The organism is Kitasatospora sp. NPDC004615, from assembly GCF_042873545.1.
GTDB lineage: Bacteria > Actinomycetota > Actinomycetes > Streptomycetales > Streptomycetaceae > Kitasatospora.
The window spans coordinates 66,623-92,781 of the sequence record NZ_JBIALQ010000008.1 but is presented as its reverse complement, the minus strand read 5'-3'; the positions used below and the strand labels follow the sequence as shown (position 1 = coordinate 92,781).

Sequence of the window (26,159 nt, the reverse complement as noted above, 5' to 3'; positions counted from 1 at the left end):
CAGGTACCGCCGGTCCGCCAGGACGGCCCGGTAACCGCCCCTGTGCGGACGGCGGCTCCGGGGCGGCGGGCGGTTCCGGCGTGGCGGGCGACGACGGGGGGCCGGGCGGCGACGGGGAGTCGGGCACCGGCTGGACGCCGGGCACCGCCGGGACGTCCGGCCGCCACGCCACCAGCAGCGCGCCCGCCGCCAGATACGAGGCCGCGTTCAGCACCACCAGCAGCCGCAGCCCGCCCGCCCCGCCGTCGCCCACCAGCAGCGCGCCCAGCGCACCGCCCACGCCCATGCCGGTGTTGCGCAGCGTGGACACCAGCGCGAACCAGCGGGTCCGTTCCGCGGGCGGCGAGGCCAGCACCACCAGCCCGGTGCTGGCCGTCCAGTACCCGGCCTGGCCGACCTGGCCGCCCTGGAGCCCGCCGCCGTCCGCCGCGACCTCGCCCGGATGGACGGCGAACTGCCGTCGCTGGTAGCCGAGTTGGCCCGGGACCCGGAGGCCGGGAAGGCCCGGCTGGTGAGCGAGCTGCGGGCCTACTGGCAGGCCGCGATCGCGCCGCACCAGGCCCGGATCGACCGGCTCGTCGAGGGCGAAATCCTGCGCCGTGCTCGGCAGATGGCGGCCGGCGGACCGGCCGGGCTGTTCACCGACCTGCATCCGTCGGTGAGTCATCGGCAAAGGTTCTGTCAGATGTTTGATTCCGTGGTGGGTGTCTGTCCGGGATCGTCTGCGACGCCGCGCGCGACGATGGCGATCGAGGTCACCTCGTCGCCCGCCTTGCCCCAGGGGCCGTCCTTCAACAGGATGGTGCGCTCGCCGAGCAGGCGCAGGCTCTGCTTGTCGAAGATCCACTCGTTGCGCTCACCCCCGTGCACGCGGGCCACGGCCACGCCGTGACGCCCGGCCGCGTCGACCGCATCGTCAACGGTCATCACTCCCGGAATGTGTCCCGCGGCCCGGTACAGGGCCGCGCTGACCTGCGGGGGTGCAGCCGAGGACCGCAGCAGGTCGCCGATGGTCACGAACGCCTCCTGGTCGGGACCGGTCGTGGAAGCGCTGCCGGAGCCGTGGTTCAGATCGGCATCGGCGTAGATCTGCTTCAGCAGTGCCTCGGGGGCGGTCGGCAGGCCGGCCAGGAGCTTGTAGGTGGGGGAGTTGAGCGCGCCGCCATGGGGGGCCGGGATCTGCTTGTCGCCTCCGGTCCCGCGTTGGAGGCCGGGCCGCAGGCCGTCCACCGCGATCCACTGCTCCATGTTCTCGGTGATGATGTCGCGCTGCATCGTCCCACCGCTGCCCTCGCTCAGCGAGACGCTGTGTCCGACCGTCTTGACGTAGCTGTACTGGTCGTCGCGGACCTGCGTCTGGGGTCGGCTGAAGGCGACCTGCGCCACCTGGTCCAGGAGCTGGACGGAGGCCGCGGTGGCCGGCGGTGCCTTTTCTGCGGGTGCGTTGCCGCCCTGCGTGGCGATCACCACGGCGACGCCGGCGACGGCGGCCGCCGCAGTCACCAGGGCGAGTCGACGCCGGCGCCCAGGGGCGGGGGTGGAAGGACGGTGGTGCCGATCGATCTCGTTCAACAGGAACTCCTTGCTCGCGCGATGGCGGTCGAGTCCCATGTCCAGGTGGGTCGGGGGCGGCAGCAGGCGCATGAGGTCGCGGCGCTCGCTGTGCTCGTCCGGCGCGTGGCGGTCTCCGGAGTCGGTGATCACGGCTGCTTCCTTCCTTGGTGACTCCCCACCGAGAGATGGCTGTCATGGAGGTGGTGTTTGCGGGCGGACTGGGGTTCTGGCCTTCCGCGGACCGATGACTGTTCCGCGGAGACGATCTTGTGGAGCCTGTCCCGAGCGCGCGAGAGCCGGGAGCGCACGGTGCCGACGGGGACTCCAAGCGCCTGGGCTGCCTCCGCGTAGCCGAGGCCTGACCACACCACGAGCATGAACACCTCGCGCTCGCCGCGACGCAGCTGACCGAGCGCCCTCACCGCTGCCGCAGCCAGGTCGGCGTCGACGATCCGGCCCACAACCTCGTCGGCGAAGTCCGGCAGCGGCTCGCGCGGAGGCAGCCGGGACATGGCCGCTCGGTGCCGACGCGCCGCCCGCGTGGTGTTGCGCAGTACGTTGGTCGCGATCCCCAGCAGCCATGCCCGCGGGTTGAGCACCTCACCGCGCAGCTTCTCGCGCAGCCGCCAGGCCTCGAGGAACGTCAGGGACACCACGTCGTCGGCCAGGTCCCGGTTCCCCGTCGCTCTGATCGCATGCAGATATACGGCCTTGGCGTACTCGTCGAAGAGCAGGGCGAAGGCGCGCCGGTCACCGGCCGGGCTCTGCTGAGGGGGCAAGAAGGACTCCACACACCTTCCGTGTCCGCAGCAGCGGAGCGGTTCCAGGAATTCACCTGCACGCCCTGCACGACGCCGGCCTCGCCGCCCGCCACCGCACCGGCCGCACCGTGCTCTACCTGCGCACGGCGGCGGCCGAACTGCTCTGCGGCGAGCGCTAGTTGGATCAGAGCCCGAACACGCCGTACGAGAACCCGTCCGCGTGCAGCACCGAGTGCGTCAGCGACACCCCCCGCCCGAACAGCAACCGCCCCGGCAGCTCCCGCTCCACCGGCAGGTGCGCGGGCGTGCGGCGCGGATTGACCACCACCAGGTAGCGGCCGTCGCGCAGGTACGCCAACGGGTAGCCGGTGTGCAGCAGTTCGACCGACCCGTCCGGCCCGAGGCCCGGGTGCGCGCGGCGCAGCGCGATCAACTGCCGTACCTGGTGCAGCAGCGAGGCCTGGTCGGCGCGCTGGGACGCCACGTCCGGACGGCCCGGCGCCGGGTCCAGCGGCAGGTAGAAGCGCTCGGCGGGCGCGGTGGAGAACCCGGCGTCCGGCGTCGCGTCCCACTGCATGGGGGTGCGGCAGCCGGCCCGGTTGTAGTGCGGGCCGAGCACGCTGCCCTCGGTGTCCGGCAGGCCCGGCACGAAGCGCATGCCGATCTCGTCGCCGTAGTAGATCGCCGGGACGGTCGGCCAGGTCAGCTGGAAGGTGAACGCCGCCGCCAACTGCTCGCGGGTGCGCGGGCCGCAGGCCAGTCGCGAGTAGTCGTGGTTCGCGGTCGGCAGCGAGGCGAAGCCCCGGCCGTCCATGGCCTGCGCGGTGCGTTCCCACTCGGCGACGAACGGCTGCATCGAGCCCTGGCCCTCGGCGTCGAAGTAGCAGTCCTGCCGCGGCCAGTGCTCGTGCACGGTGCCCGCGCCGTTGTCCCACAGCGAACGCAGCGCGGCTCCGTCGTCCGGGCCGCCGAACTGGAGGAAGAAGTCGCCGTGGAAGCCCATGGGCACCGAACGCGCCGGTTCGCCCCACTCGGCGAGGATCACCTGGTCGGGGTGGTGGGCGTCCATCCAGGCCCGGGTCTCCCGCCACAGCCTGCCGGTCTCGACGAACCCGGGGTCGTCCTTCACCAGCGAGGACGCCATGTCCACCCGGAAGCCCGACACGCCCAGGCCGAACCAGTGCGACATGATCTCCCGCAGCGCCGCCCGGTTCGCCCGCGGGCCCTCCGCGTCCACCGGCTGCCGCCAAGGCTCCGTCGAATCCCGTTGCGCGTAGCCGAAGTTGAGGGCGGGCTGGAAGTCGAAGAAGTTCGGCTTGTACCAGCCCGGCCGGCTCCCGGGCGAGGCCACGAACCCGGGCGCGGGACGGTCCGCCCAGATGTACCGGTGGTCGGCCGGGTCGCCGGCCGACCGCGCGAACCACGGGTGCTGGTCCGAGGTGTGGCCCGCCACCAGGTCCAGCAGCACCCGGATCCCCGCTCGGCGGGCCGCGTCCGTGAACTTCGCCAGATCCTCCGGCGCGCCGTACCGCGGCGCGGTGGTCAGGAAGTCCGCGACGTCGTACCCGGCGTCCCCGAACGGTGAGGCGAAGCACGGGTTCAGCCACACCGTGTCCACGCCGAGCCACTGCAGGTACTCCAGCCGCTCCGTCAGCCCCGCGAAGTCCCCGATCCCGTCGCCGTTCCCGTCCGCGAAACTCTGCGGATAGATCTGGTACAGCACCGCACCGCGCACCCAGTCCGTCCCCACACCCGTCCCCTTCCGTCCCGACCGCCACAGTGCTGCCGTTCTCCTCTGCCATGCCCGGCGTGGGGCCGGGAAAACGGTGGACGGCGGTGCCCGGCCTCCGTGTGCCGGGCCGGCGGGGCCGTTCCGGAAATTCCCCTGCGGGCGGGAACGCGGCCCTACCTGGCGGGAATGCGGGCTCCCTAGGTTTCTCGGCGTGACAACCGGCCCTGGAGAGCACCGAGTTCACGTAGGGGAGAGCATGGCTGACCTGGAAGTGGGCGTACTGGCGATCGGCGCCGGCCCGGCGAATCTGGCCCTCGCGGCCGCGATCGAGGAGAGCGGTTCGGCCGAACTGGCCGAAGGCACCCTGCTGTTGGAGCAGGCCCCGGACATCAAGTGGCAGCGCGACCTGCTGATGCCGTGGGCCCGCAGCCAGGTTTCCTTCCTCAAGGACCTGGTGACGCTGCGCGACCCGCGCAGCCGGTTCTCGTTCCTCAACTTCCTGCACCAGCACGACCGGTTGGACCAGTTCATCAACCTGGGTACCTTCCACCCGCACCGCTGGGAGTTCTCCGACTACCTCCAGTGGGTGGCCCGTTCGCTGGAGAAGGTGCGGATCCGCTACGACGCCAGGGCCACCGCCACCGAGCCGCGCTACGACGCGGACGGAAAGCTGATCGGCTGGCAGGTCACCCTCGCCGACGGCGACACCATCCGCTGCCGCGACCTGGTGGTCGGCGCCGGCCGAGACATGCACATCCCGCCGGTCTTCGCCGACCTGCCCGCCGAACGGGTCATCCACAGCGCCCGGTTCCGCAGCCGGATCAACGCCGTCGACAAGGACGCGCCGCTGCGCGCCGTGGTGATCGGCGGGGCGCAGTCCGCCGCCGAGATGTTCATGGCGCTGTACGAGAACCTGCCGAACTCCACCGTCACCATGCTGGTCCGCTCGATCGGCCTGCAGAACTACCAGACCAGCAAGTTCGTCAACGAGCTGTTCTACCCGTCCTTCGTGGACGAGTTCTACGACGCCCCGGCCGAGATGCGCGCCCAGGTGCTCGACGAGATGCGGCTGACCAACTATGCGGGCCTCGCCCCGCCGTTCCTGGACGAGCTGTACATGATGCTGTACCGGGAGAGGATGATCGGCACCGGCCGCGCCGAGGTCCGGTCGATGACCGAGGTGGTCGCCGCCCGCGAGGAGGACGGCGAGGTGGTGCTCGACCTGCGCGACCGGCGCACCGGGAAGGTCGCCGAGCACCGCTGCGACCTGGTGCTGCTCGGCACCGGCTACGACGGCCGGATGCCCGCCCTGGTGCGGGAGTTGACCGAGAAGGCCGGGCTGCCCGAGGTGTCCGTCAGCCGCGACTACCGGGTCGACCTGGGCGCCGGCACCGAGGCCGCGCTGTACCTCCAGGGCGTCAACGAGGCCACCCACGGCATCGCCGACTCGCTGATCAGCGTGCTCGCCCACCGGGCCCGTGACATCACCGGCGACCTGCTGGCCCGCCACGGCCTCGACTCCGCCGCGGCGGCGCGCTGATGGCCGCGCTGCTGGTGATCGCCCCCGGCCCCACCGCCAACGGGGACCTGCACCTGGGCCACCTCGCCGGGCCGTTCCTCTCCGCCGACGTGTGCGCCCGCTACGCCCGCGCCACCGGCCGGGACGCCCTGTTCGGCACCGGCGTGCACTTCACCCAGAACTACATCGTCACCACCGCCCGCCGGCTCGGCGAACAGCCCGAGGAGCTGCGGCTGCGCGCCGCCGAGCAGGTCGAGGCCACCCTCGCCGCCGCCGGCATCGTCCCCGACGGCTTCGTCCGGTTCGACGAGCGGTACCTGAAGACCGTCCGCACCTTCTTCGAACGGCTGCACGGCGAAGGCCACTTGAGGCTCCGCAAGGTGAGGTTCCCGTACCTGCCGGAGACCGGCGAGTACCTCACCGACGCGTACGTGCGCGGCGGCTGCCCGGTCTGCCTGGCCGAGGGCTGCGCCGGGCTGTGCGAGAACTGCGGCCACTGGATCGCCTCCGGCGAACTGCTCGACCCGCGCTCCACCCGGCACCCCGAACTCCCGGTCGAACTACGGGAGAAGGACGTCCTGGTGCTGCCGCTGGAGGAGCACCGGGCCGCCCTGGCCTCCTACTTCGCCCGGCTCGCCCCCACCATGCGGCCCCGACTCGCCCAACTCGTCGAGGAGTTGATGGCCCGCCGGCTGCCCGACTACCCGATCACCCTGCCGATCGACTGGGGCATCCCCGCCCCGTTCCCGGAGACCCCCGGCCAGGTCCTGTACTCCGACACCGAGACGGTCGCCTGGAGCCTGCACGCCATCGCGCTGGCCGCCGAGGCCCGCGGCGAAGTCCCCGGCGACGAGGAACGGCACTGGGCCGCCGAGGCCGGACCCGAAGTGGTGTACTTCTTCGGCTCCGACGCCAGCTTCGCGTTCGCGCTGGCCGGCACCGCCATGCTGCTGGCCCTCGGCGGACTCGCCCTGCCCGCGCACTTCGTCACCAACGAGTTCTACGAACTCGACAGCGACAAGTTCTCCACCAGCCGCGGCCACGTGGTCACCGGACGGCAGCTGACCGCCGAAGTGCCGCGCGACCTGGCCCGCTACTACCTGGCCGCCACCGGACCCGACTTCCAGCGCACCAACTTCACCCGCGCCGCCATGGACCGGGTCTGCGGACAGCGCCTGGTCGAACCGTGGAACCGGGTCGCCGCCAAGGCCGAGGCGTACCTCGACCGCGGCCCGCTGCCCGTCAGCGCCCGCTCCAGGCACGCCGCCGCGCTGATCGCCGAACGCTTCGCCGCCGCGCTGCGCCCGCGCCGCTTCAGCCTCAGCGCCGCCGCTTTCACCCTCACCGAACAGCTCGGACGGCTCGACCGCTGGGAGGTCACCGACCAGGACGCCGGCGACTTCTGGCACGAACTCGACCTGTTCCTGCGCTGCGCCGCCCCGCTGCTGGTCGACCTCGCCGCCGAAGGGCTGCCGGACAGCGCCGTCCCCGCCGAGCCGACCGCCACCACCGTCCTGCCCCGCCCGCTGCCCAGGCTGGCGACCCGCGTCCGGCCCCGGCCGCACGGCGGCGGACGGTGAGCATCGACAGCGCCGCCGCGCACGTGGTGGTGGTCGGCGCGGGCGTCACCGGCCTGCTCGCCGCCGTCGCGTGCGGCCGGGCCGGGCACCGGGTCACCGTGCTGGAGCGCGGCCCGCTGCCCAACCCGGACGCCACCTCGCACGACCAGCACCGCGCCATCCGCACCCTGCTGCCCGGCGACCCCGACGGCACCGCCCGCCGGCTCGCCGCGCACCGCCACTGGGAAGACCTGGAGGCGCTGTTCGGCACCCCGCTGTACCGCCGGGTCGGCACGCTCACCGCCCACCCCGAAGGCCGCCTCGACGAGCTGCTCGCCGAGGCCGACAAGGCCGGCGTCCCCGTCGACCTGCCGGCCGAGCACGAACTCCCGCCGCTCGGACTGCCGCCCGGCACCGTGGCACTGCGCGAGCGCACCGGCGGCGTGCTGCTCGCCGACCGGGTGCTGCATGCCGCCGCCCGCTGGCTGGCCGCCCGGCCGGGGGTGGTGCTGCGCCCGCACACCACCGTCCGCTCGGTGTTCACCGGCTCCGGACGGATCGTGCTGGACAGCGGCGAAGTGGTCCGCGGCGACCTGGCGCTGCTGGCCGGCGGGCCGTGGACCCGGAAGTTGACGGCCACCCGGGTCGTGCTGCACCGGCAGACCATGGTCTACCTCGGCCGGCCCGCCGGCGGCGACCGCTGGGACGACGCGCCCGCCGCGGGCGGCCTCGGCCGTGAGGGCCGCGGCTGGGTGCTGCCGCCCGGCGCCGGAACCCTGCTCAAACTCAGCTCCGACTCGGTGTGCCGCCCCGTCGCGGACACCGACAGCGCCGGCGAGGACCAGCGGCCCTACCTGGACCGGCTCGCCGAGGAGGGCATCCTGCCCGACCTGGACCGCTACCTGGTGGCCGGCGTCCGGGTCTGCCACTACACCGCGGACGCCGCCACCGGCGGCCCGCAGCTCACCCGGGTCTCCCCGGGCCTGTGGACCCGCACCGCCTGCGGCGGCAGCGGGTTCTCCACCGCTCCGCTGGTCGCGGAACGCATCGCCACGGCAGTGAAGGAGGCGGCATGACCGACGACAAGCCACCGATCGGCGTCCTCGACACGCTCAGGGCCACCCCGACCACCGTCCGGTACCTGCTCGGCGGCGTCCTGGTCAACCAGCTCGGCGCGTTCGTCCAGACCTTCCTGGTGCTCTACCTGACGCACAAGGGAATGTCCGACGGCACCGCGGGCTTCGCGCTCGGCGCGTACAGCCTGGGCACGGTGTTCGGGACCGTCCTCGGCGGGGAGATCACCCAGCGGCTCGGGGCCCGCACCACCATCGTCGCGGCGATGGCCGTCTCCGCGCCGCTGGTCGCCGTGCTGCCGCTGCTGGCCCGGCCCGGACTGGTCCCGGCGCTGCTGGTGGCGATCGCGCTGGCCGGCCTGTCCGCCCAGGCGTACCGGCCAGCCGCCTCGGTGCTGCTCAGCGACCTGATGCCGGAGCGCTACCACGTGATGGCGTTCTCCATGATGCGCATCGCGCTGAACACCGGAGCGGCGCTCGCCCCGCTGATCGCCGCCGGGGTGATCCTGCTCGACTGGGACCTGCTGTTCTGGGTGGACGGCTTCACCACCCTGCTCTACGCGGCGCTCGCCTACCGGCTGCTGCCCCGGCACGCGGTGCCGGAGGCCGCCCCGCAGGAGACCGCCGAGCGGCGCTCCACCGGCCGGGCGGCGTACGCGGCGATGCTGCGGGACCGGGCGTACCTGGCGTACCTGGCCGCGGTGGTGCTGGGGACGGTCGCCTACGTACAGTCCTCCATCTCGCTGCCGCTGGAGATCGTCCACGACGGCTACCCGACCTGGCTCTACAGCGCGGTGCTCACCGCCTCCTCGCTGGTGCTGATCACCTGCGAGTTGAAGATCACCGCCTACATCACCCGGATCCCGACCCACCTGGCGGTCGGCGTCGGCCACCTGGTCAACTCGATCGGGCTCGCCGCGTACGGCCTGGCCGTGCACTCCGGGGCGTTCGTGCTGTTCGGCGCGGTGCTCGCGGTCAGCGGCCTGATGATCGCCGGGCCCAGCATGTTCGCCCACCCGGCGACCTTCCCCGACGCCTCGAAGGCCCGCTACCTGGCCACCATGCAGGCCGCGGCCGGGCTCGCCTCGGCGGTCGGACCGCTGTTCGGCGTGTGGGCCTGGACGCACCTGCACGCCGGGTTCTGGGTGCTGATGGCCCTGGTCAACGGCCTGGCCGGAGTGCTCGCGGTGACCGGCATCAAGCACCGGGCCCAGCATCGGGCCGCCGAGCGGACCACCGACCCGGACCCCGTGGGAGAGACCGTATGAACAGCAAGGCAGCCGGCCCGCGCCCGGTGCTGATCGTCGGCTACGTCGCCTTCGCGGTGCCCGCCATCACCGCCTTCCAGGCCGCCGACTCGGTGGTCTACGTCGAGGAACCGGACGTCGCCCGCAAGCGCAACCTCGCCGAGGCCGTCCAACACATCGGCTACGCCCGCGAATTGATCGAATGGGAGTACCACCTGCCGGGCCGGGCGGACGCCTTCTTCGCCGCCCACCCCGATCTCGACCCGGTCGCGGTGATCCCCGCCGTGGAGTACGCGGTGCCGTTCGCGGCCCGCCTGGCCGAGCGCTACGGACTGCCGGGCGCGAGCCTCGGAGCCGCGCAACTGCTCCGCGACAAGCACCAGTTGCGCACCGTCGCGGCCGCCGCCGGGATCGCCAACCCGGCCTCCGAGCCGGTCGCCGACGCCGCCGGACTGGCCGACTTCATGGCCCGGCACCCCGGACCGGCGGTGCTCAAGCCCGCGGGCCGGCAGGCCTCGGTCGGCACCCGGGTGCTCCGCACGCCCGACGAGGCCGAGGAGGCCTGGGCGTTCGGGCAGGCGCAGGACGAGGGCGCCTTCGTCCCGGACCGGCCGATCGCGTCCGTGATGCTCGCCGAAGAGTACGTCGACGGACCGGAGTTCAGCGTCGAGATGCTGGTGTCCGACGGCCGCCCGGCGTTCGCCAACACCACCGGCAAGGTGCTCTACCCCGGCCCCTGCCCGATCGAGGCCGGGCACACCGTCCCCGCCGAGCTCGACGACCGGCAGCGGAAGTCACTGGTCGCCGAGACCGAACGGCTGGCCGCCGCGATCGGCTTCGGCGACGGGGTGCTGCACTGCGAGTGGATCGTGGCGGACGGCGTGCCGGTGCTGGTGGAGTGCGCCGGGCGGCTGCCCGGCGACTCGATCCCCGACCTGATCGAGGCCGCCTACCCCGTCGAGCTCACCCGCGCCTACTTCGCCCTGATGAGCGGCGCGCCCCTCGGCCCGCTGCCCGACCGGGCCGAACGGGCCACCGCCGCCCGCTTCCTGGCCCCCGACCGGCCCGGCACCGTCACCGCCGTGCACGGCCTGGACGCGGCCGCCGCCGCGATAGGCGTGCAACTCGCGGTGGTCGGCATCGCCCCCGGCCACCGAGCCGCCGGACTGCGCAGCTCCTGGGACCGGGTCGGCATCGTCACCACCCTCGCCGACACCCCCGCCGAGGCCCGCCGGCTCGCCGACGCGGCCGCCGCCCTGGTCCGGTTCGAGATCGACCCCAACGCAAGGACGGAGGACCACACATGACGGACAGTCACGACGGAGAGCCCGTGCCCGCTACCGACACGCTGCTGGTGATCGGCAGCGGACTGAAGGAGTACCGCGAGTACCTGGTCGGCCCGATCAGCCGCCGCGCCCGCGCCGCCGGGCTGGAACTGCTGCTGGTCAACAACCTGCGGCCGACCTGGCAGCGCGACCACTTCGACGAGATCGTGGTCGCCGACGTCTTCGACACCGCCACCCTGAACGCCACCGTCCGGGAGATCGCCGCCCGCAAGCACATCGTCGGCCTGCTCTGCTGGGACGAGCCGCTGGTGCTGGACGCCGGCCTGCTGGCCGCCGAACTCGGCGTCCCCGGCCTGTCCGAGCGCGGCGTGCGCGGCGTGCGCGACAAGGAGCGCACCCGCGTCGTGCTCACCGCCGCCGGCCTGCGCCAGCCCGGCTTCGCGCTCACCGCCGACCTCGCCGAGGCCCGCGCCGCCGCCGGACGGATCGGCTACCCGGTCGTCCTCAAGCCGCGCGCCATGGGCGCCAGCATCGGCGTGGTGTTCGCCGCAGACGAAGGCGAGCTGGACGGGGCGTTCGCGACCGCGCTGTCCGCCAGCGAGGTCGACCCCGGGCCGTACCGGGCCGGCGTGATCGTCGAGGAGTACGCGGGCGGCCCGGAGATCAGCGTCGACGGCGCCGTGCACAAGGGCGAGTACCTGCCGCTGTTCCTGGCCCGCAAGTACAGCAGCGACGAGCCGTACTTCGAGGAGGTCGGCCACATCGTCGACGCCGCCGACCCGCTGCTCGCCGACCCGCGGCTGCTGGCCGTGCTCGCCGACGCGCACCGGGCGCTCGGCGTCGAGGACGGCATCACCCACACCGAGCTGCGACTCACCCCGCGCGGCCCGCTGATCGTCGAGGTGAACGGCCGGCTCGGCGGCGACCTGATCCCGCTGCTCGGCCGGATCGCCACCGGACTGGAGCCCGGCGAGGTGCTGTTCGACGTAGCCGTCGGCCGCCGACCGGAGATCGCCCCGACCCGGGCCGCGGTCGCCGGGATCCGCTTCGGCTGCCCCGAACAGGACTGCCGGCTCGACGAGTTGACCCTCCCGCAACCCGGCGACGCGCCCGGCCTGCTGCACGCCGCCCCGATGGCCCCGCCCGGCACCGTGCTGCGGCTGCCCCCCGGCGGCTACCTGGCCCGGCACTCCTTCGTCATCTGCGAGGCCGACAGCGTCACCGGGTGCGAACAGCGCCTGGACGCCGCCGCCGCGCTGGTCGGCACGGTCACCTCCGACGTCGAACCCGCCGACCCGCAGGCCCCGTTCACGATGCCCGCCGGACTGCTGGACGTGGACCGGTGAGCGCCGCGCGCTGGGACGCCCCGCCCCAGGACGCCGCCGAGGTGCTGCGCCGGGCGAAGGAGATCGCCCCCGTGCTGCGGGAGAAGTCCCCGCAGATCGAGGCCAACCGCACGCTGCCCGCCGAGGTGGTCGAACTGCTGCGCGGCACCGGCGTGTTCCGGATGTGCTTCGCCCGCGAGTGGGGCGGCCCCGAACTCACCTCGGCCGAACAGCTGGCGGTCGTCGAGGCCCTGGCGTACGGCGACGCCTCCGCCGCCTGGTGCGGCGTGATCGGCGCCAACAGCGGGCTGCTCGCCAACTTCCTCCACCAGTCGGTGGTCAAGGACGTGTACCCGAGCCTGGACCTGATCACCGCCGGGGTGCTCGCCCCCGCCGGCCGGGCCGAGCGGGTGCCGGGCGGCTTCCGGCTCAGCGGCCGCTGGTCGTTCGGCTCCGGCATCAGGCACAGCGACTGGGTGACCTCCGGGGCCTTCCTGTTCCAGGACGGCGAGCCCTGGGCCGAGCCCGGCAGCCCGCACGCCCACGACTCCCGGCAGTTCCTGGTGCCCCGCTCCGAGGTCGAGGTGGTCGACAACTGGGACACCACCGGCCTGTGCGGGACGGGCAGTTGCGACTACACGATGACCGACGTGTTCGTCCCCGACGAGCACACCTTCACCTTCTGGGAGGTCCGCGGCACCCCCAGCCCGCTCGCCCAGCCGGACTCCTTCATGCGCGCCCTGTGCGGCGTCCCGCTCGGCGTGGCCCGGGCCGCCCTCGACCACGCCCGCGAGGTCGCCACCGACCGCTACGACCGGATGGCCGGCCGCAGTTGGGCGGAGAGCTGGCGGGTGCAGACCGAACTCGCCCGCTGCGAAGCGGAGTTCAACGCCGCCCGGGAGGGCGTGTACGGGGCGGTGCGCCGCCAGTGGGAGGTGCTCGCGGCCGGCGGCACCCTGGACGACCTCACCCCGACCGAGCGCGCCGCCTCCCCGCTCGCCTGGCTGCACGCCTTCCGGGCCTCCCGGGCCGTCGTCACCCGGCTCTACGACCTGCTCCAGACCTGGTCGATCAACCGCTCCTCGCCGATGGACCGCTGGCTGCGCGACACCGCCGTGATGTGCCAGAACCTCACCGCCCAGGACGCCGTACTGGAGTCGGTCGGCGCCTACCTGCTCGGCCGGCCCCCGATGTTCCGGATCAGCCTCGGGCTGGACCGCTGACCCCCTGCTGGAAGGAGAAGTGACGCGATGACATCGGAGATCCTGCGCCGCGCCCGGGAGCTGGCGCCGACGCTGCGGGAGAAGTCCCCGGAGATCGAGGCCAACCGCACGCTGCCCGCCGAGGTGGTCGAACTGCTGCGCACCACCGGCGTGTTCGGCATGTGCTTCGGCCCCGAGTGGGGCGGCCCCGGACTCACCTCGATGGAACAGACCGAGGTGGTGGAGGCCCTGGCGTACGGCGACGCCTCCGCCGCCTGGTGCGCCGTGATCGGCGCCAACACCGGCATCTACGCGAACTTCCTGGACCAGCGGGTCGCCAAGGAGGTCTTCCCGCGCCTGGATCTGGTGGTGGCCGGCCTGCTCCAGCCCGCTGGCCGGGCCGAGCGCGTTCCCGGCGGCTTCCGGCTCAGCGGCCGCTGGTCGTTCGGCTCCGGCATCAAGCACGCCGACTGGGTGACCTCCGGCGCGTTCCTGTTCCAGGACGGCGAGCCCTGGTCCGCGCCCGGCAGCAAGCACCGGCACGACTCCCGGCAGTTCCTGGTGCGCCGCGAACAGGTCGAGGTGATCGACAACTGGGACACCACCGGCCTGTGCGGCAGCGGAAGTTGCGACTACACGATGACCGACGTGTTCGTCCCCGAGGAGCACACCTACACCTTCGCCGCCCCGCAGGGCCGCCCCGGCCCGCTCGCCCAGCCGGACTCCTTCACCCGCGCCATGTGCGGCGTCCCGCTCGGCGTGGCCCGCGCCGCGCTCGACCACGCCCGGGAGATCGCCACGTCCCGCTACGACCGGATGGCCGGCCGCAGTTGGGCCGACAGCTGGCGGGTGCAGACCGAAATCGCCCGCCTGGAAGCCGAGTTCAACGCCACCCGGGAGGGCGTGTACGGATCGATGCGCCGCCAGTGGGAGGTGCTCGCGGCCGGCGGGACGCTGGACGACCTCACGCCCGTCGAGCGCGCCGCCTCCCCGCTGTCCTGGCTGCACGCCTTCCGCAACTCCCGGACCATCGTGGCCCGCACCTACGACCTGCTGCAGACCTGGGCGATCAACCGCAGCTCGCCGATGGACCGCTGGCTGCGCGACACCACCGTGATGGCCCAGCACCTGGTCGCCCAGGACCGCATCCTGCAGTCCGCCGGAGCGTACCTGCTGGGCGGCACACCCGAGTTCGGCATCAGCCTCGGCCTGGTCTGACCGGCCGCCACCCACCTCCCAGGGAAGGGGAACCCGATGAGCAGACCCGTCCTGCTGGTCAACCCGAACAAGGTGCACCCACCGATCGCACCGTACGCCCTCGACGTCCTCACCACCGCACTGGAGGACGCCGGCTTCGAGGTCGAGGTGCTCGACCTGACCTTCCGCCGCGACGACTGGAAGGCCTGCCTGCACGAGTACTTCGCGGAACGCAGCCCGCTGCTGGTCGGCGTGACCGTCCGCAACACCGACACCGTGTACGCCTTCGAGCAGCGCCCGTTCGTCGGCGAGCACCGGGAGATCATCACCGAGATCCGCCGGCTCAGCGACGCGCCGATCGTCGGCGGCGGCATCGGCTTCTCCACCATGCCGTTCGCGCTGGTCGAGTACTTCGGCATCGACTACGGGGTGAAGGGCCCCGGCGAGAAGATCCTCTGCGAACTCGCCGCAGCCGTCGCCGAGGGCCGCGACACCTCCGGCATCGCCGGCCTGATCCGCAACACCGAACGCGGCGCCGTCCGGGTCCCGCCCGCGGTGCTGACCGTCCGCCACGGCGAGCCCCAACCGGCCGACCCCACCGGCCGGTTCGAGCCCCGGGTGTGGCAGGTCGACCGGCTCTCGGTGTACCGGCGGCGCTCCGGCTTGCCGCACCGGGTGGACAACCTGGAGTACTACCGGCGCGGCGGACTCGGCTCGATCCTGACCAAGAATGGCTGCGCGTACCGCTGTTCGCACTGCGTCGAACCCGACGCCAAGGGCACCCGCTACGGACTGCGCGAACTCGCCTCCGTGGTGGACGAGATGGAGTCGCTGGCCGCGCAGGGCATCCTCGACCAGCACACCACCGACAGCGAGTTCAACCTGTCGATCGCGCACGCCAAGAACCTGCTGCGGGAGATCGTCCGCCGCCGGCACGCCGACCCCGGCAACCCGCTGAACGACCTGCGGCTCTGGGTCTACTGCCAACCCAGCCCGTTCGACGAGGAGTTCGCCGACCTGCTGGCCGCGGCCGGCTGCCGGGGCGTCAACGTCGGCAGCGACCACATCCGGCCGGAGGTGCTCAGCGGCTGGAAGGTCACCGAGAAGGGCGGCACCTACTACACCTTCGCCGACACCGAGCGGCTGGTCCGGCTCTGCCACGAACGCGGCATCCTCACCATGGTCGAGGCGCTGTTCGGCATGCCCGGCGAGACCCCCGGGACGGTGCGCGCCTGTGTGGACGCCTTCATGGCGCTGGACGCCACCGTCACCGGCTTCTCGCTCGGCCTGCGGCTGTTCCCCTACACCCCGATGGGCATCGACCTGGCCGAACGGTGCGCGGGCGTGCGCACCGTCCCGGGCCTGCAGTCCAATACCGCCGACGGCCCGATCGTGCTCAAGCCGCTGCGGATGTGCGCCTCCCCGGCCGAGTACGAACGGCAGTTCATGTTCGACGAGCACGGCAACTTCCGCCTGGTCTGCTACTTCTCGCCCGACCTGCTGTCCGACCCGGCCCGCGCCGCCGACCCGGCGGAGCGCTGGCACAGCGCGGTCACCGACCTGTGGGCGCTGATCGACCCCGCCGACCACTTCCGGGTGATGCTGCCGACCGTCGAGGGCATGAGCGAGCACGACAACAACTACGCCGACAACCCCTTCCTCACCAGCCTCGGCGGCCTCGGCTACACCGGCGCCTTCTGGTCGCACTGGCGCGGCCGCGAGGAGATCACGCGCAAAGCCCGGGAAGCGGCCTCTCAACCCTCACATCTGCCAACTCCTGCATGACATTGCGCACTTGAGACGGAGAAGTGATCGGCCCATGCTGGTGTGGCGGAGTCATCACTGCCGGTGATCACGGTCGGCAGCGCCGCACCACCGCCGCACCCCCACACGCCGCGAGGGAACGATGAACCAGCACGGGAGTACGGTGCCACCGACCGTGCTGCTCGCCGACGTGCAACCCGCCGTCCGGCAGGGCATCCGCTCCATGGTCGAGGCCTCCGGGGGCGCGGCGGTGGTCGGCGAGGCCGGCACCACCGGCGAAGTGCTCGCCGCCACCTCCCGGCACCGGCCCGACGTCCTCGTCCTCGACCCGCAGATGGACGAGAGCGCCGGCGTGCGGGTGATCAGCCAGGTCCTGCGACTCACCCCCGAGACCGGCGTCCTGGTCTTCAGCACCCTCGACGACGACAAGGCCGTCGCCGCCGCCTTCCACGCCGGCGCCCGCGGCTACCTGGTCAAACGCGCCACCGCCGACCAGATCGTCCGCGGCATCCTCGCCGTCGGCGCCGGCGAAGCCATCCTCGACCGCACCATCGCCGCCCGCCTCGGCACCCTGATCGGCACCGGCCAGCGCGCCCGCAGCTACCCGTTCCCGCAGCTCAGCCACCGCGAACGCGAAGTACTCGAACACCTCGCCGCCGGCCGCTCCAACACCGCCATCGCCCGGGAACTCGCCCTCGCCTCCAAAACCGTCAGCAACCGGATCTCCGGCATCCTCGGCAAACTCGGCGTCGCCGACCGCGCGCAGGCACTGGTGCTCGCCCGCGACGCCGGCCTCGGCCACGCGGTCGCCGCCGTCCGCTGACACCCCACTCCACCGTCCGCCCCTTCCGAACGGAGTCCGCCATGCCCGAAACCGGCCCACCGCCCGGCCTGGTGATCCGCCGCCAGGAACACCGGCAGCTCGAACGCGCCCACGGCCTCGACCTTCGACTCCTCCACCCCTGGGACGGCCTCACCACCCCCTTCCACGGCGCCTGGTGCGTCCTGCGCCCCGGCGACCTCACCGACACCCACCAGCACGCCGAACGCGAACTGTTCATCTGCATCAGCGGCCGCGGCGAAGTCCGCACCCCCGACGGCGCGAGCCACCCCATCGCCGCCGGCGACCTCGTCCTGCTGCCCGCCGACACCGACCACGCCGTCGCCAACCCGCACGACACCGACTTCGCCTACTACGCGATCTGGTGGCAGGCATGAACACCCGCCACCTCGACTACGAAGGACGCCGCTTCCACGCCCCCGACGGCGACCACCGCACCGTCGCCGTCTACCACCAGCAGGGCGACCTGGTCTGGGGCGAGATCGCCGGCGGCGCGATCCGGCGCGGCTGGACCGCCGGCACCCGCCAGCCCGACGGCACCCTCGCCATGGGCTACACCTTCGTCCTCACCGACGGCGAAGTCGTCTGCGGCCACACCCGCAACACCCCCTCGCTCACCCCCGACGGCCGTATCCGCCTGCACGAAACCTGGGAACGCTACGGCCCCCACCCCACCACCGGCACCTCCACCATCGAAGAGGTCGCCCCGTGACCCCCGACTGGGCGCTGCTGGACAAGCACACCGCCGGGCCGCTGCTGCACCCCGGGGACGGCGCGTTCCGGGAGTCGTCGGCGGCGTTCAACGAACGGTGGGCGGACCGGGCGCCCGCCGCCGTCCTGCGGGCGGCCAGTCCTGCGGACGTGCTGCGGGCCGTCGAATGGGCGGGGGAGAGCGGGGTGCCGATCGTCCCGCGCGGGGGCGGGCACTCGTACGCCGGACACTCCGTCAACTCCGGCCTGGTGGTGGACCTGCGGGCGCTGGACGCGATCGACGTCGATCCCGCGACCGGGCGGGTCGTCGTCGGCGGGGGCGTCCTCACCGGCGCGCTGTACGCCGCGCTGCGGCCGCACGGGCTGGCCCTGCCGCTCGGCAACGGCGCGGGCGTCGGCATCGCCGGACTCGCCCTCGGCGGCGGATCCGCCGCCACCTCGCGCCGGCTCGGGCTGACCGCCGACACACTGCGCGCCACCACCCTGGCCACCGCGTCCGCCGCCGTGCTGAGCTGCGACGCGCAGGAGAACGAGGACCTGTACTGGGCCTGCCGGGGCGGCGGCGGAGGCAACTTCGGGATCAACCTCGACCTGACCTTCCAGGCCGTCGAGGCCCCGGCCGCGTCCACCTGCCTGCTGCTCTGGGAGGCCCCGCACGCGCCCGCCGTGTTCGAGGCCGTCCAGCGGGTGATGCGCACCGCCCCGGAGGAGACCTCGCTGCGGCTCGGCGTCGCGACGTCCGGCGGCCGCACCCTGGTCTCCACCGTCGGCCTGCACCTCGGCCCGGCCGCCGAACTGCGCGACCTGCTCGCCCCGGCGCTCGCCGCCGGCCGGCCGCTGCGCGCCGAGATCGCCGACCGGGACTTCTGGGACGCCATGGAGTACCTGCAGCACGAGACCGCCGGCGGGGCGTTCGCCGTCCGGACCCACTTCGCCACCGACCCGCTGCCGCCCGAGGCGGTCGCGGCGGCGCTCGACCTGCTCGCCGCCGCACCGCCGAGCGGCAACCCGGACGGCTGCGGCCTCGCCCTGTTCGGCTGGGGCGGCGCGATCAACCGGGTCGACCCGCAGGCCACCGCGTTCGTCCACCGCGACGCCCAGTACCTGGTCAGCCTGGACACCTCCTGGCTGCCCGGCGAGGACCCAGCCGGCCGGCTCGACTGGCTGGCCGGATTCGATCACCTGATCGCCGCGCACACGACGGACGGTGCCTACCTGAACTTCACCGATCCGGACCTGCGAGGCTGGCGGACCGCCTACTACGGTGCGAACTACCCTCGGCTGGTCGCCATCAAGCACCGTCACGACCCGAGCGGGCTGTTCGCCTTCCCGCAGTCCATCGGCAGCTGACCCTCCCCCACCAGATCGCGCGCCACTGACTCACCGTCAGCCGTCGCGTTCCGCCCGGAAGGAGACACCACCGTGTCGCCGCGAACCGCCCGCCCGCGCCACTACCTGATGTGCCGGCCCGCCCACTTCACCGTCGACTACTCCATCAACCCGTGGATGGACCCGGCCAAGCCCACCGACACCGGCGCCGCCCTCGCCCAGTGGGACGAGCTGTACGCGCTCTTCCAACGCCTCGGCCACACCGTCGAGTTGATCGAACCCCTGGCCGGCCTGCCGGACATGGTGTTCGCCGCCAACGGCGCCACCACGGTCGACGGCAAGGTGCTCGGCGCCCGCTTCCGGTACCCGGAGCGCACCGCCGAGGGCCCGGCGTACGCCGACTGGTTCCGCGAGCGCGGCGGCTGGCAGGTCCGGGACGCCGAGCAGGTCAACGAGGGCGAGGGCGACCTGCTGGTGGCCGGCGGGCGCATCCTGGCCGGCACCGGCTTCCGCACCGAACCCGCCGCACACGCCGAGGCCGCGGCCTTCCTCGGCCGCGAGGTGGTCACCCTGCGGCTGGTCGACCCGCGCTACTACCACCTGGACACCGCGCTCGCCGTCCTCGACGACGACGAGATCATGTACTACCCGCCGGCCTTCGACGCCGCCTCCCGGGCCGTCCTGGAACGCCTCTACCCGGACGCGATCCTGGCCGGCGCCGAGGACGCCCGGGTGTTCGGCCTCAACGCCGTCTCGGACGGCGCGAACGTCGTCCTCCCCGAGGCCGCCACCGGCCTCGCCGGGCAGCTGCGCGCCCGCGGCTTCACCCCGATCGGCATCGACCTCACCGAACTGCTCCGGGCCGGCGGCGCCGTCAAGTGCTGCACCCTCGAACTCCGCCACTGACCCCGGACGCCCGAAGGCCCGGCTCCGCGCGAACGGAACCGGGCCTTCGGTCAACTCAGTGTCACACCAGGTCGTAGCGGTCCAGCTCCATCACCTTCGTCCACGCGGCGGCGAAGTCCTCGACGAACTTCCGCGCGGCGTCGTCCGAGGCGTACACCTCGGCCACCGCGCGCAGCTCCGAGTTGGAGCCGAACACCAGGTCGGCCCGGGTGCCGGTCCACTTGACCGCACCGGAGGCGTCCCGGCCCTCGTACACCGTGTTGTCGGAGGCGACCGGCGCCCAGGTGGTGTCCATGTCGAGCAGGTTGACGAAGAAGTCGTTGCTCAGGGTGCCCGGACGGTCGGTGAACACGCCGTGCTGCGAGCCGCCGTGGTTGGCGCCCAGCACCCGCAGGCCGCCGACCAGCACGGTCATCTCCGGGGCGGACAGGTTCAGCAGGTTCGCCCGGTCCACCAGCAGGTACTCGGCGGGCAGCCGGGTGGCCTTGCCGAGGTAGTTGCGGAAGCCGTCGGCCTTCGGCTCCAGCGCCGAGAACGACTCCACGTCGGTGGTCTCCTGGGTGGCGTCCACCCGGCCCGGGCGGAAGGCGACCTGGACGTCCACGCCACCGGCCTGCGCGGCCCGCTCGACCGCGGCGGAGCCCGCCAGCACGATCAGGTCGGCCAGCGAGACCTGGTGGCCGCCCTGCGCGTTGAACGCGGACCGGATGCCGTCCAGCGCGCGCAGCACCTGCGCCAGCTGCTCCGGGTCGTTGACGTCCCAGCCGCGCTGCGGCTCCAGGCGCACCCGGGCGCCGTTCGCGCCACCGCGCTTGTCGCTGCCGCGGAACGAGGACGCCGAGGCCCAGGCGGTGGAGATCAGCTGGGCGGTGGTCAGCCCGGAGGCCAGCACCCGCTCCTTCAGCACGGCGATGTCCGCCGCGTCGATCGGCTCGCCCTGCGCCTGCGGCAGCGGGTCCTGCCAGATCAGCTCCTCGCTGGGCACCTCGGGGCCGAGGTAGCGGACGACCGGGCCCATGTCGCGGTGCGTCAGCTTGAACCAGGCGCGGGCGAAGGCGTCCGCGAACGCCGCCGGGTCGTCCCGGAAGCGGCGGGAGATCGGCTCGTAGATCGGGTCGAAGCGCAGCGACAGGTCGGTGGTGAGCATCTGCGGGGCGTGCTTCTTCGCCGGGTCGAACGCGTCCGGCACGGTGCCGTCGCCGGCGCCGTCCTTCGGCTTCCACTGGTGCGCGCCGGCCGGGGACTTGGTCAGCTCCCACTCGTAGCCGAACAGGATCTCGAAGAAGGAGTTGTCCCAGGTGGTCGGCGTGTTGGTCCAGGTGACCTCCAGGCCGGAGGTGATCGCGTCACCGGCCTTGCCGGTGCCGTAGCCGCTCTTCCAGCCCAGGCCCATCTCCTCCAGGCCCGCGCCCTCGGGGGCCTCGCCGACGTTCTCCGCCGGGCCGGCGCCGTGGGTCTTGCCGAAGGTGTGGCCGCCGGCGATCAGCGCGACGGTCTCCTCGTCGTCCATCGCCATCCGGCGGAAGGTCTCGCGGATGTCGCGGGCTGCCGCGATCGGGTCCGGGTTGCCGTTGGGGCCCTCGGGGTTGACGTAGATCAGGCCCATCTGGACGGCGCCCAGCGGGTCCTCCAGGTCACGATCGCCGGTGTAGCGCTCGTCGCCCAGCCAGGTGGTCTCGGGGCCCCAGTAGACGTCCTCGTCGGCCTCCCAGACGTCCGGCCGGCCGCCGCCGAAGCCGAAGGTGTCGAAGCCCATCGACTCCAGTGCCACGTTGCCCGACAGGATCAGCAGGTCGGCCCAGGACAGGCTCTTGCCGTACTTCTTCTTCACCGGCCACAGCACCCGGCGGGCCTTGTCCAGGTTGGCGTTGTCCGGCCACGAGTTCAGCGGGGCGAAGCGCTGCTGGCCGGCGCCCGCGCCGCCGCGGCCGTCGGAGATCCGGTAGGTGCCGGCGCTGTGCCAGGCCATCCGGATGATCAGCGGGCCGTAGTGACCGAAGTCGGCCGGCCACCAGTCCTGCGAGGTGGTGAGCGCCTGCTCGATGTCCCGCTTCACGGCGGGCAGGTCGAGGCTGTTGAACGCCTCGGCGTAGTCGAAGTCCGCGCCCAGCGGGTTCGCCACCGCCGGGTTCTTCGCGAGGATCTTCAGGTTCAGCCGGTTCGGCCACCACTGCTGGTTGCCGCCGCCCTGGGTGGGATGGGGCGCGCGGCCGTGCGCGACCGGGCAGCCGCCCGCACCCTCGGACTTGGGGTCGGTGACGATGGCGTCGTCGTTCTCGGGCATGGGAGTCCCTCCGGGTCGGGCAGATCGCACTCTTCTGACGGGCACCTTGGCTGTTCGCCGGAGTCGATCCTAAGATAGACACAGTCTAAGTCAAGAACTCCCTCAATCGGGTGGTGGTTCCCGCTCGAATCCGGTGCGCTGCCGCGCCCCCTGTACAGTTCGGGCGTCTGTTGAGCTGAATGGATGAACACATGAGTGACCTGCTGGAACGTCTGCGTGACCGCGGCTGGCGGCTGACCTCCCAGCGCCGGGTGGTGGCCGAAGTCCTCGACGGTGACCACGTCCATCTGACGGCGGACGAGGTCCACGCGCGCGCCGCCGAACGCCTCCCCGAGATCTCCCGCGCCACCGTGTACAACACCCTCGGCGAACTCGTCACCCTCGGTGAGATCCTCGAAGTCGCCACCGACGGCCGGGCCAAGCGCTACGACCCCAACGCGCACCGGCCGCACCAGCACCTGGTCTGCTTCGTCTGCGGCACCATCCGCGACGTCCACCCCACCGGCGACCCGCTGGCCTCCCTTCCCGCCGCCGAACGCTTCGGCTTCACCATCACCGCCGCCGAGGTCACCTACCGCGGACTCTGCGCCGACTGCGCCCGCGCCGCCGCCTGACGCCCACCCCCGGGCCCACCCGACCGGCGGCCCGACCCCGCCGCGCCGAGCACCGCGATCACCACACCCGCCGCCACCAGCAGCCACCACACCCCGCGCGCCGCCGAGGTGAACGCCGCACCGCCCGCCGACACCCCACCGGCCAGCACCGTGCCCGCCACCGCCACCCCCACCGCCGAACCCGTCTGCCGGGCCGCCGAAGCCAACGCCGATGCCAGCGCCGCCATCGACACCGGCAGCCCCGCCACCGCCGTCGTGGTGACCGGCGGATTCACCGTCCCCTGGAACACCCCCACCAGCGCGAACACCGCCAACAGCGCCGGCACCGGCGTCCCCGGGCCCACCAGCAGCAACAGGCCGCCCGCCGAGGCCAGCGCCACCCCCGACACCAGCAGCGGCAGCCGCGTCCCCCGCCGCCCCACCACCCGGCCCGTCCACGGCGACAGCAGCACGATCAGCACCCCCACCGGTGCCACGCACAACCCCGCCCGCAGCGCCGACATCCCGCGCACCCCCTGCAGGTAGAGCGTCGCCGCGAACAGGAACGCCCCGAACGCGCACAGCGCCGCGAACGCCATCACCAGCGCCGACACCACCGGGACGCTGCGCAGCAGGCCCACCTCCAGCAGCGGATCCGCCCGCCGCCGCTCCCACCACCCCAGCGCCGGCACCGCCGCCGCCGCCACCGCCAGCGGCCCCCACACCACCGGCGCCGACCAGCCGTCCCGGCCCGCCCCGATCAGTCCGAACACCACCCCGCCCAGCAGCACCACCACCAGCAGCTGGCCCACCGGATCGAACCGCCGCACCCGCGCCGCCCGGGACTCCGGCACCCAGCGCGCCGCCCCCGCCAGGCCCGCCGCCACCACCGGCAGGTTCACCCAGAACACCGCCCGCCAGCCCAGCGCGTCCACCAGCGCCCCGCCCAGCACCGGCCCCAGCGCCAGCGACAGCCCCGACACCGACCCGAACACCCCGACCGCCCGGGCCCGCTCCTCCCGCCCCGGAAAGGTCGTCGCCACGATCGCCATCGCCACCGGGTTCAGCATCGTCCCGCCCGCCGCCTGCACCGCCCGCGCCCCCACCAGCGCCCCCGCCCCCGGCGCCAGCACACACAGCGCCGACCCCAGCCCGAACAGCGCCAGCCCCACCATGAACACCCGCCGCCGCCCCCACCGGTCCGCCGCCGCCCCCGCCGGCAGCAGAAACGCCGCCAGCACCAGCGTGTACGCGTCCACCGTCCACTGCAGCGCCGCCACCGACGCCCCCAACTCCCTTCGGACGGACGGCAATGCGACGTTCACCACGGTGATGTCCAGCACCACCATCACCATGCTCACGCAGCACACCGCGAGCACCAACCGCTTCCGCCGGTCGCCGAGTTCGGACACCTGACACCCCTCCACCCTTGTCCGGCGCGGCAATTGACGCCCCGTCCGGTCCTCGGACCCGACGCTACGATTTCGAGCGTGCTCGAAATCAAGCCCCAACCCGCGCTCCCCGCCCAGGGGTTGACCATCGCCGAGGCCGCCGCGCGGACCGGCGTCAGCGTCCACACCCTGCGCTACTACGAACGCGCCGGCCTGGTCGTCACCGCCATCGACCGCACCCCCGGCGGCCGCCGCCGCTACCACCGCCGCGACCTCGAATGGATCGACCTCTGCACCCGCCTGCGCGCCACCGGCATGCCGATCCGCACCATCCGCCGCTACGCCGAACTCGTCACCGCAGGCCCCGGCAACGAACCCGACCGCCTCGCCCTCCTCGAAGCCCACCGCACCGAAGTCGCCGCCCAGTTGACCGAACTCCAGTCCCACCTCACCCGCATCGACCACAAGGTCGACACCTACCGATCCCGCCTCACCACCGGCCACGCCACCGGCCTCTGGGCCCCCGGCGAACCGTCCGCGTGAAGACCACATTCCGGCCAACTCCGCGGCCGGGCGGGGTAGCACCACCGTCACGGCCGACGTCCCTGGGCACTCCGGTGGCCCGCTGAGCATGTTCACCGCCTAGCACGTCGGCATGAATACCGACGGCAGCCTCGGCAAGGACCTCGCCGTGTCCGGCGCCCGGCAGGTGGACGGGCGCAAGGCGATCGTCGTCTCGATGACCGACGAGGACGGAAACCCCCGTCACGCCCCCGCCGGACGACCAGGTCGTCCACCACTGACCCGCGCGATTCACGTACAGGGCCGGAAAAAGCAGAAATACCCCAGATCAACTGGGGTCTTTCCGTTGGTGTCCGAGGGGGGACTTGAACCCCCACGCCCGATAAAGGGCACTAGCACCTCAAGCTAGCGCGTCTGCCATTCCGCCACCCGGACTAGGTGTCTTGCCGCCTTCAGGCTTCCTTTCGGCTGCCCCCTGGCGACAAAGAGAACATTACCAGGCTTCCGGAGTGCTTCTCACCTGCGTTTTCGTGGTGCGGGCCGGGATCGGTGCGCAATTCGGGCGGAAGGGGGGCAAGGCGGGCGGAGATCGGGGTGAAACAGCTGGTGGAGGGGGTTCGGGCGGGTGTTCTGGCGGCAGACCCGGCGGTGCGGGCGAGCAGGACGGGGCAGGTCGCGTGCCGAATCGGTCGGGAAGCTTCACGACACGCGTCAATCCGGTCCCGGTGCGACCCCCGACCACCCGCTCTCCTAGCCTCGGGTGACCAGGAGCCCCGAGCGGAACGCCCGATGTCCCGACAGCTGCCGCCGGCTCCCGTCACCGCGTGAAGGGCGGCGTGCAGTGGAAGAGACGCAGAAGGCGGTCGCGACCCGACGGCCCGGCCGGAAGCCCGGGCCGGGTCAGGGCGTGTGGCGGTTCGCCGCGGCCCCGCACGAGTCCTCGGTGCCGCGCACCAGACACGCGGTGCGGGACAGGCTGCTGGCGCAGGGCATGGCGGGGGAGCGCTACCAGGAGCTGGTGGACGATCTGCTGCTGATCGTCTCGGAGCTGGTGTCGAACGCCGTCACGCACGCCGCGGCGCTTTCCCCGGAGGTGCACTGCGAACTGGTGATCGGCCCGGACCGGGTGCGGATCTCGGTGGTCGACGGCCACCCGTACCGCCCGAGGGCGCAGGAGAACGACCCGGCCCGCCCGGGCGGTCGCGGGCTGCTGCTGGTCAAGAGCGTCACGCTGCAGGCGGGCGGCGAGTGCGACGTGGAGCGCACGGCGGACGGCGGCAAGGTGATCTGGGCCGACCTGCCACTGCCCGCACCGGGGCCCGCCGGGACGGGGGACGGCCCCGACGGGGACCCGGACTACTGA

Annotated in this window: 22 protein-coding genes, 1 tRNA gene and 1 pseudogene; 17 read left to right on the top strand and 7 right to left on the bottom strand. The window is 73.0% G+C overall.

The window, feature by feature from the left end; translation table 11 throughout:
- Nucleotides 1–190: 190 nt before the first annotated feature.
- From ACFYS8_RS26565 to ACFYS8_RS26550, 4 genes and pseudogenes are all read right to left on the bottom strand, one after another.
- A pseudogene (locus ACFYS8_RS26565) lies at nucleotides 191–652 on the bottom strand (hypothetical protein); the annotation flags it as partial.
- A gap of 29 nt (nucleotides 653–681) precedes the next feature.
- Nucleotides 682–1,704 carry a CU044_5270 family protein gene (locus ACFYS8_RS26560; RefSeq protein WP_387645242.1) on the bottom strand — a complete coding sequence of 341 codons (1,023 nt, stop codon included), beginning with the start codon at nucleotides 1,702–1,704 and terminating at the stop codon, nucleotides 682–684.
- Nucleotides 1,701–2,333, bottom strand: a complete 633-nt coding sequence (locus ACFYS8_RS26555; RefSeq protein ID WP_387645239.1) for an RNA polymerase sigma factor — start codon at nucleotides 2,331–2,333, stop codon at nucleotides 1,701–1,703. Before ACFYS8_RS26555 ends, ACFYS8_RS26560 begins: the two co-directional genes overlap by 4 nt.
- Nucleotides 2,334–2,499: 166 nt before the next feature.
- Complete coding sequence (locus ACFYS8_RS26550) at nucleotides 2,500–4,065, bottom strand: alpha-amylase family glycosyl hydrolase (protein ID WP_387645236.1); 1,566 nt, start codon at nucleotides 4,063–4,065, stop codon at nucleotides 2,500–2,502.
- 238 nt (nucleotides 4,066–4,303) lie between these two features.
- Between ACFYS8_RS26550 and ACFYS8_RS26545 the strand changes: the two genes are divergently transcribed.
- From ACFYS8_RS26545 to ddaH, 14 genes are all read left to right on the top strand, one after another.
- On the top strand, nucleotides 4,304–5,587 hold the full coding sequence (locus ACFYS8_RS26545) for a lysine N(6)-hydroxylase/L-ornithine N(5)-oxygenase family protein (RefSeq protein WP_387645233.1): 1,284 nt from the start codon (nucleotides 4,304–4,306) through the stop codon (nucleotides 5,585–5,587).
- A complete protein-coding gene (locus ACFYS8_RS26540; RefSeq protein WP_387645230.1) occupies nucleotides 5,587–7,146 on the top strand; it encodes a class I tRNA ligase family protein in 1,560 nt (519 codons plus the stop codon). The genes ACFYS8_RS26545 and ACFYS8_RS26540 overlap by 1 nt, the downstream gene beginning before the upstream one ends.
- The gene (locus tag ACFYS8_RS26535) at nucleotides 7,143–8,201 is read left to right on the top strand and encodes an NAD(P)/FAD-dependent oxidoreductase (protein WP_387645228.1); all 1,059 of its coding nucleotides are present in this window, start codon (nucleotides 7,143–7,145) and stop codon (nucleotides 8,199–8,201) included. Before ACFYS8_RS26540 ends, ACFYS8_RS26535 begins: the two co-directional genes overlap by 4 nt.
- Entirely contained in the window at nucleotides 8,198–9,466 is a 1,269-nt protein-coding gene (locus ACFYS8_RS26530; RefSeq protein WP_387645226.1) for an MFS transporter, read from the top strand. Before ACFYS8_RS26535 ends, ACFYS8_RS26530 begins: the two co-directional genes overlap by 4 nt.
- The gene (locus ACFYS8_RS26525; protein WP_387645224.1) at nucleotides 9,463–10,752 is read left to right on the top strand and encodes an ATP-grasp domain-containing protein; all 1,290 of its coding nucleotides are present in this window, start codon (nucleotides 9,463–9,465) and stop codon (nucleotides 10,750–10,752) included. Before ACFYS8_RS26530 ends, ACFYS8_RS26525 begins: the two co-directional genes overlap by 4 nt.
- The gene (locus ACFYS8_RS26520) at nucleotides 10,749–12,077 is read left to right on the top strand and encodes an ATP-grasp domain-containing protein (protein ID WP_387645221.1); all 1,329 of its coding nucleotides are present in this window, start codon (nucleotides 10,749–10,751) and stop codon (nucleotides 12,075–12,077) included. Before ACFYS8_RS26525 ends, ACFYS8_RS26520 begins: the two co-directional genes overlap by 4 nt.
- Nucleotides 12,074–13,279 (top strand): acyl-CoA dehydrogenase family protein, encoded by a 1,206-nt coding sequence (locus tag ACFYS8_RS26515; protein ID WP_387645218.1) that lies wholly within the window; start codon nucleotides 12,074–12,076, stop codon nucleotides 13,277–13,279. The genes ACFYS8_RS26520 and ACFYS8_RS26515 overlap by 4 nt, the downstream gene beginning before the upstream one ends.
- A 27-nt stretch (nucleotides 13,280–13,306) precedes the next feature.
- Complete coding sequence (locus ACFYS8_RS26510) at nucleotides 13,307–14,476, top strand: acyl-CoA dehydrogenase family protein (protein ID WP_387645215.1); 1,170 nt, start codon at nucleotides 13,307–13,309, stop codon at nucleotides 14,474–14,476.
- A 36-nt stretch (nucleotides 14,477–14,512) separates the two neighbouring features.
- Nucleotides 14,513–16,240 (top strand): tryptophan 2-C-methyltransferase, encoded by a 1,728-nt coding sequence (tsrT, locus tag ACFYS8_RS26505; RefSeq protein ID WP_387645212.1) that lies wholly within the window; start codon nucleotides 14,513–14,515, stop codon nucleotides 16,238–16,240.
- A 121-nt stretch (nucleotides 16,241–16,361) separates the two neighbouring features.
- Nucleotides 16,362–17,042 (top strand): response regulator transcription factor, encoded by a 681-nt coding sequence (locus ACFYS8_RS26500; RefSeq protein WP_387645210.1) that lies wholly within the window; start codon nucleotides 16,362–16,364, stop codon nucleotides 17,040–17,042.
- Nucleotides 17,043–17,083: 41 nt separating this feature from the next.
- A complete protein-coding gene (locus ACFYS8_RS26495; RefSeq protein ID WP_387645207.1) occupies nucleotides 17,084–17,437 on the top strand; it encodes a cupin domain-containing protein in 354 nt (117 codons plus the stop codon).
- Nucleotides 17,434–17,772 (top strand): hypothetical protein, encoded by a 339-nt coding sequence (locus tag ACFYS8_RS26490; protein ID WP_387645205.1) that lies wholly within the window; start codon nucleotides 17,434–17,436, stop codon nucleotides 17,770–17,772. Before ACFYS8_RS26495 ends, ACFYS8_RS26490 begins: the two co-directional genes overlap by 4 nt.
- Complete coding sequence (locus ACFYS8_RS26485) at nucleotides 17,769–19,121, top strand: FAD-binding oxidoreductase (protein ID WP_387645203.1); 1,353 nt, start codon at nucleotides 17,769–17,771, stop codon at nucleotides 19,119–19,121. Before ACFYS8_RS26490 ends, ACFYS8_RS26485 begins: the two co-directional genes overlap by 4 nt.
- A 72-nt stretch (nucleotides 19,122–19,193) precedes the next feature.
- Nucleotides 19,194–20,006 carry a dimethylargininase gene (ddaH, locus tag ACFYS8_RS26480; protein WP_387645200.1) on the top strand — a complete coding sequence of 271 codons (813 nt, stop codon included), beginning with the start codon at nucleotides 19,194–19,196 and terminating at the stop codon, nucleotides 20,004–20,006.
- A 61-nt stretch (nucleotides 20,007–20,067) separates the two neighbouring features.
- On the opposite strand, the gene katG is transcribed toward ddaH, so the two are convergent.
- Nucleotides 20,068–22,290 (bottom strand): catalase/peroxidase HPI, encoded by a 2,223-nt coding sequence (gene katG / locus ACFYS8_RS26475; protein WP_387645197.1) that lies wholly within the window; start codon nucleotides 22,288–22,290, stop codon nucleotides 20,068–20,070.
- Between the two features lie 191 nt (nucleotides 22,291–22,481).
- Here katG and ACFYS8_RS26470 point away from each other — a divergent pair, with 191 nt between their 5' ends.
- The gene (locus ACFYS8_RS26470) at nucleotides 22,482–22,904 is read left to right on the top strand and encodes a Fur family transcriptional regulator (protein WP_387645194.1); all 423 of its coding nucleotides are present in this window, start codon (nucleotides 22,482–22,484) and stop codon (nucleotides 22,902–22,904) included.
- On the opposite strand, the gene ACFYS8_RS26465 is transcribed toward ACFYS8_RS26470, so the two are convergent.
- Nucleotides 22,862–24,295: an MFS transporter gene (locus tag ACFYS8_RS26465; RefSeq protein ID WP_387645191.1), complete on the bottom strand. Its 1,434-nt coding sequence runs from the start codon at nucleotides 24,293–24,295 to the stop codon at nucleotides 22,862–22,864. The two genes, ACFYS8_RS26470 and ACFYS8_RS26465, sit on opposite strands and share 43 nt — an antisense overlap.
- Before the next feature lie 78 nt (nucleotides 24,296–24,373).
- On the opposite strand from ACFYS8_RS26465, the gene ACFYS8_RS26460 reads away from it, so the two are divergent.
- The gene (locus ACFYS8_RS26460) at nucleotides 24,374–24,817 is read left to right on the top strand and encodes a MerR family transcriptional regulator (RefSeq protein WP_387645188.1); all 444 of its coding nucleotides are present in this window, start codon (nucleotides 24,374–24,376) and stop codon (nucleotides 24,815–24,817) included.
- 326 nt (nucleotides 24,818–25,143) lie between these two features.
- Here the strand turns inward: ACFYS8_RS26460 and ACFYS8_RS26455 are convergent.
- A tRNA-Leu gene (locus ACFYS8_RS26455) sits at nucleotides 25,144–25,231 on the bottom strand.
- Between the two features lie 406 nt (nucleotides 25,232–25,637).
- Between ACFYS8_RS26455 and ACFYS8_RS26450 the strand changes: the two genes are divergently transcribed.
- Complete coding sequence (locus ACFYS8_RS26450; RefSeq protein WP_387645185.1) at nucleotides 25,638–26,159, top strand: ATP-binding protein; 522 nt, start codon at nucleotides 25,638–25,640, stop codon at nucleotides 26,157–26,159.

Coding starts and splice junctions, on each gene's coding strand:
- ACFYS8_RS26545 (WP_387645233.1), top strand. CDS start 4,304: ATGGCTGACCTGGAAGTGGGCGTACTGGCGATCGGCGCCGGCCCGGCG.
- ACFYS8_RS26540 (WP_387645230.1), top strand. CDS start 5,587: ATGGCCGCGCTGCTGGTGATCGCCCCCGGCCCCACCGCCAACGGGGAC.
- ACFYS8_RS26530 (WP_387645226.1), top strand. CDS start 8,198: ATGACCGACGACAAGCCACCGATCGGCGTCCTCGACACGCTCAGGGCC.
- ACFYS8_RS26525 (WP_387645224.1), top strand. CDS start 9,463: ATGAACAGCAAGGCAGCCGGCCCGCGCCCGGTGCTGATCGTCGGCTAC.
- ACFYS8_RS26520 (WP_387645221.1), top strand. CDS start 10,749: ATGACGGACAGTCACGACGGAGAGCCCGTGCCCGCTACCGACACGCTG.
- ACFYS8_RS26510 (WP_387645215.1), top strand. CDS start 13,307: ATGACATCGGAGATCCTGCGCCGCGCCCGGGAGCTGGCGCCGACGCTG.
- tsrT (WP_387645212.1), top strand. CDS start 14,513: ATGAGCAGACCCGTCCTGCTGGTCAACCCGAACAAGGTGCACCCACCG.
- ACFYS8_RS26500 (WP_387645210.1), top strand. CDS start 16,362: ATGAACCAGCACGGGAGTACGGTGCCACCGACCGTGCTGCTCGCCGAC.
- ACFYS8_RS26495 (WP_387645207.1), top strand. CDS start 17,084: ATGCCCGAAACCGGCCCACCGCCCGGCCTGGTGATCCGCCGCCAGGAA.
- ACFYS8_RS26490 (WP_387645205.1), top strand. CDS start 17,434: ATGAACACCCGCCACCTCGACTACGAAGGACGCCGCTTCCACGCCCCC.
- katG (WP_387645197.1), bottom strand. CDS start 22,290: ATGCCCGAGAACGACGACGCCATCGTCACCGACCCCAAGTCCGAGGGT.
- ACFYS8_RS26470 (WP_387645194.1), top strand. CDS start 22,482: ATGAGTGACCTGCTGGAACGTCTGCGTGACCGCGGCTGGCGGCTGACC.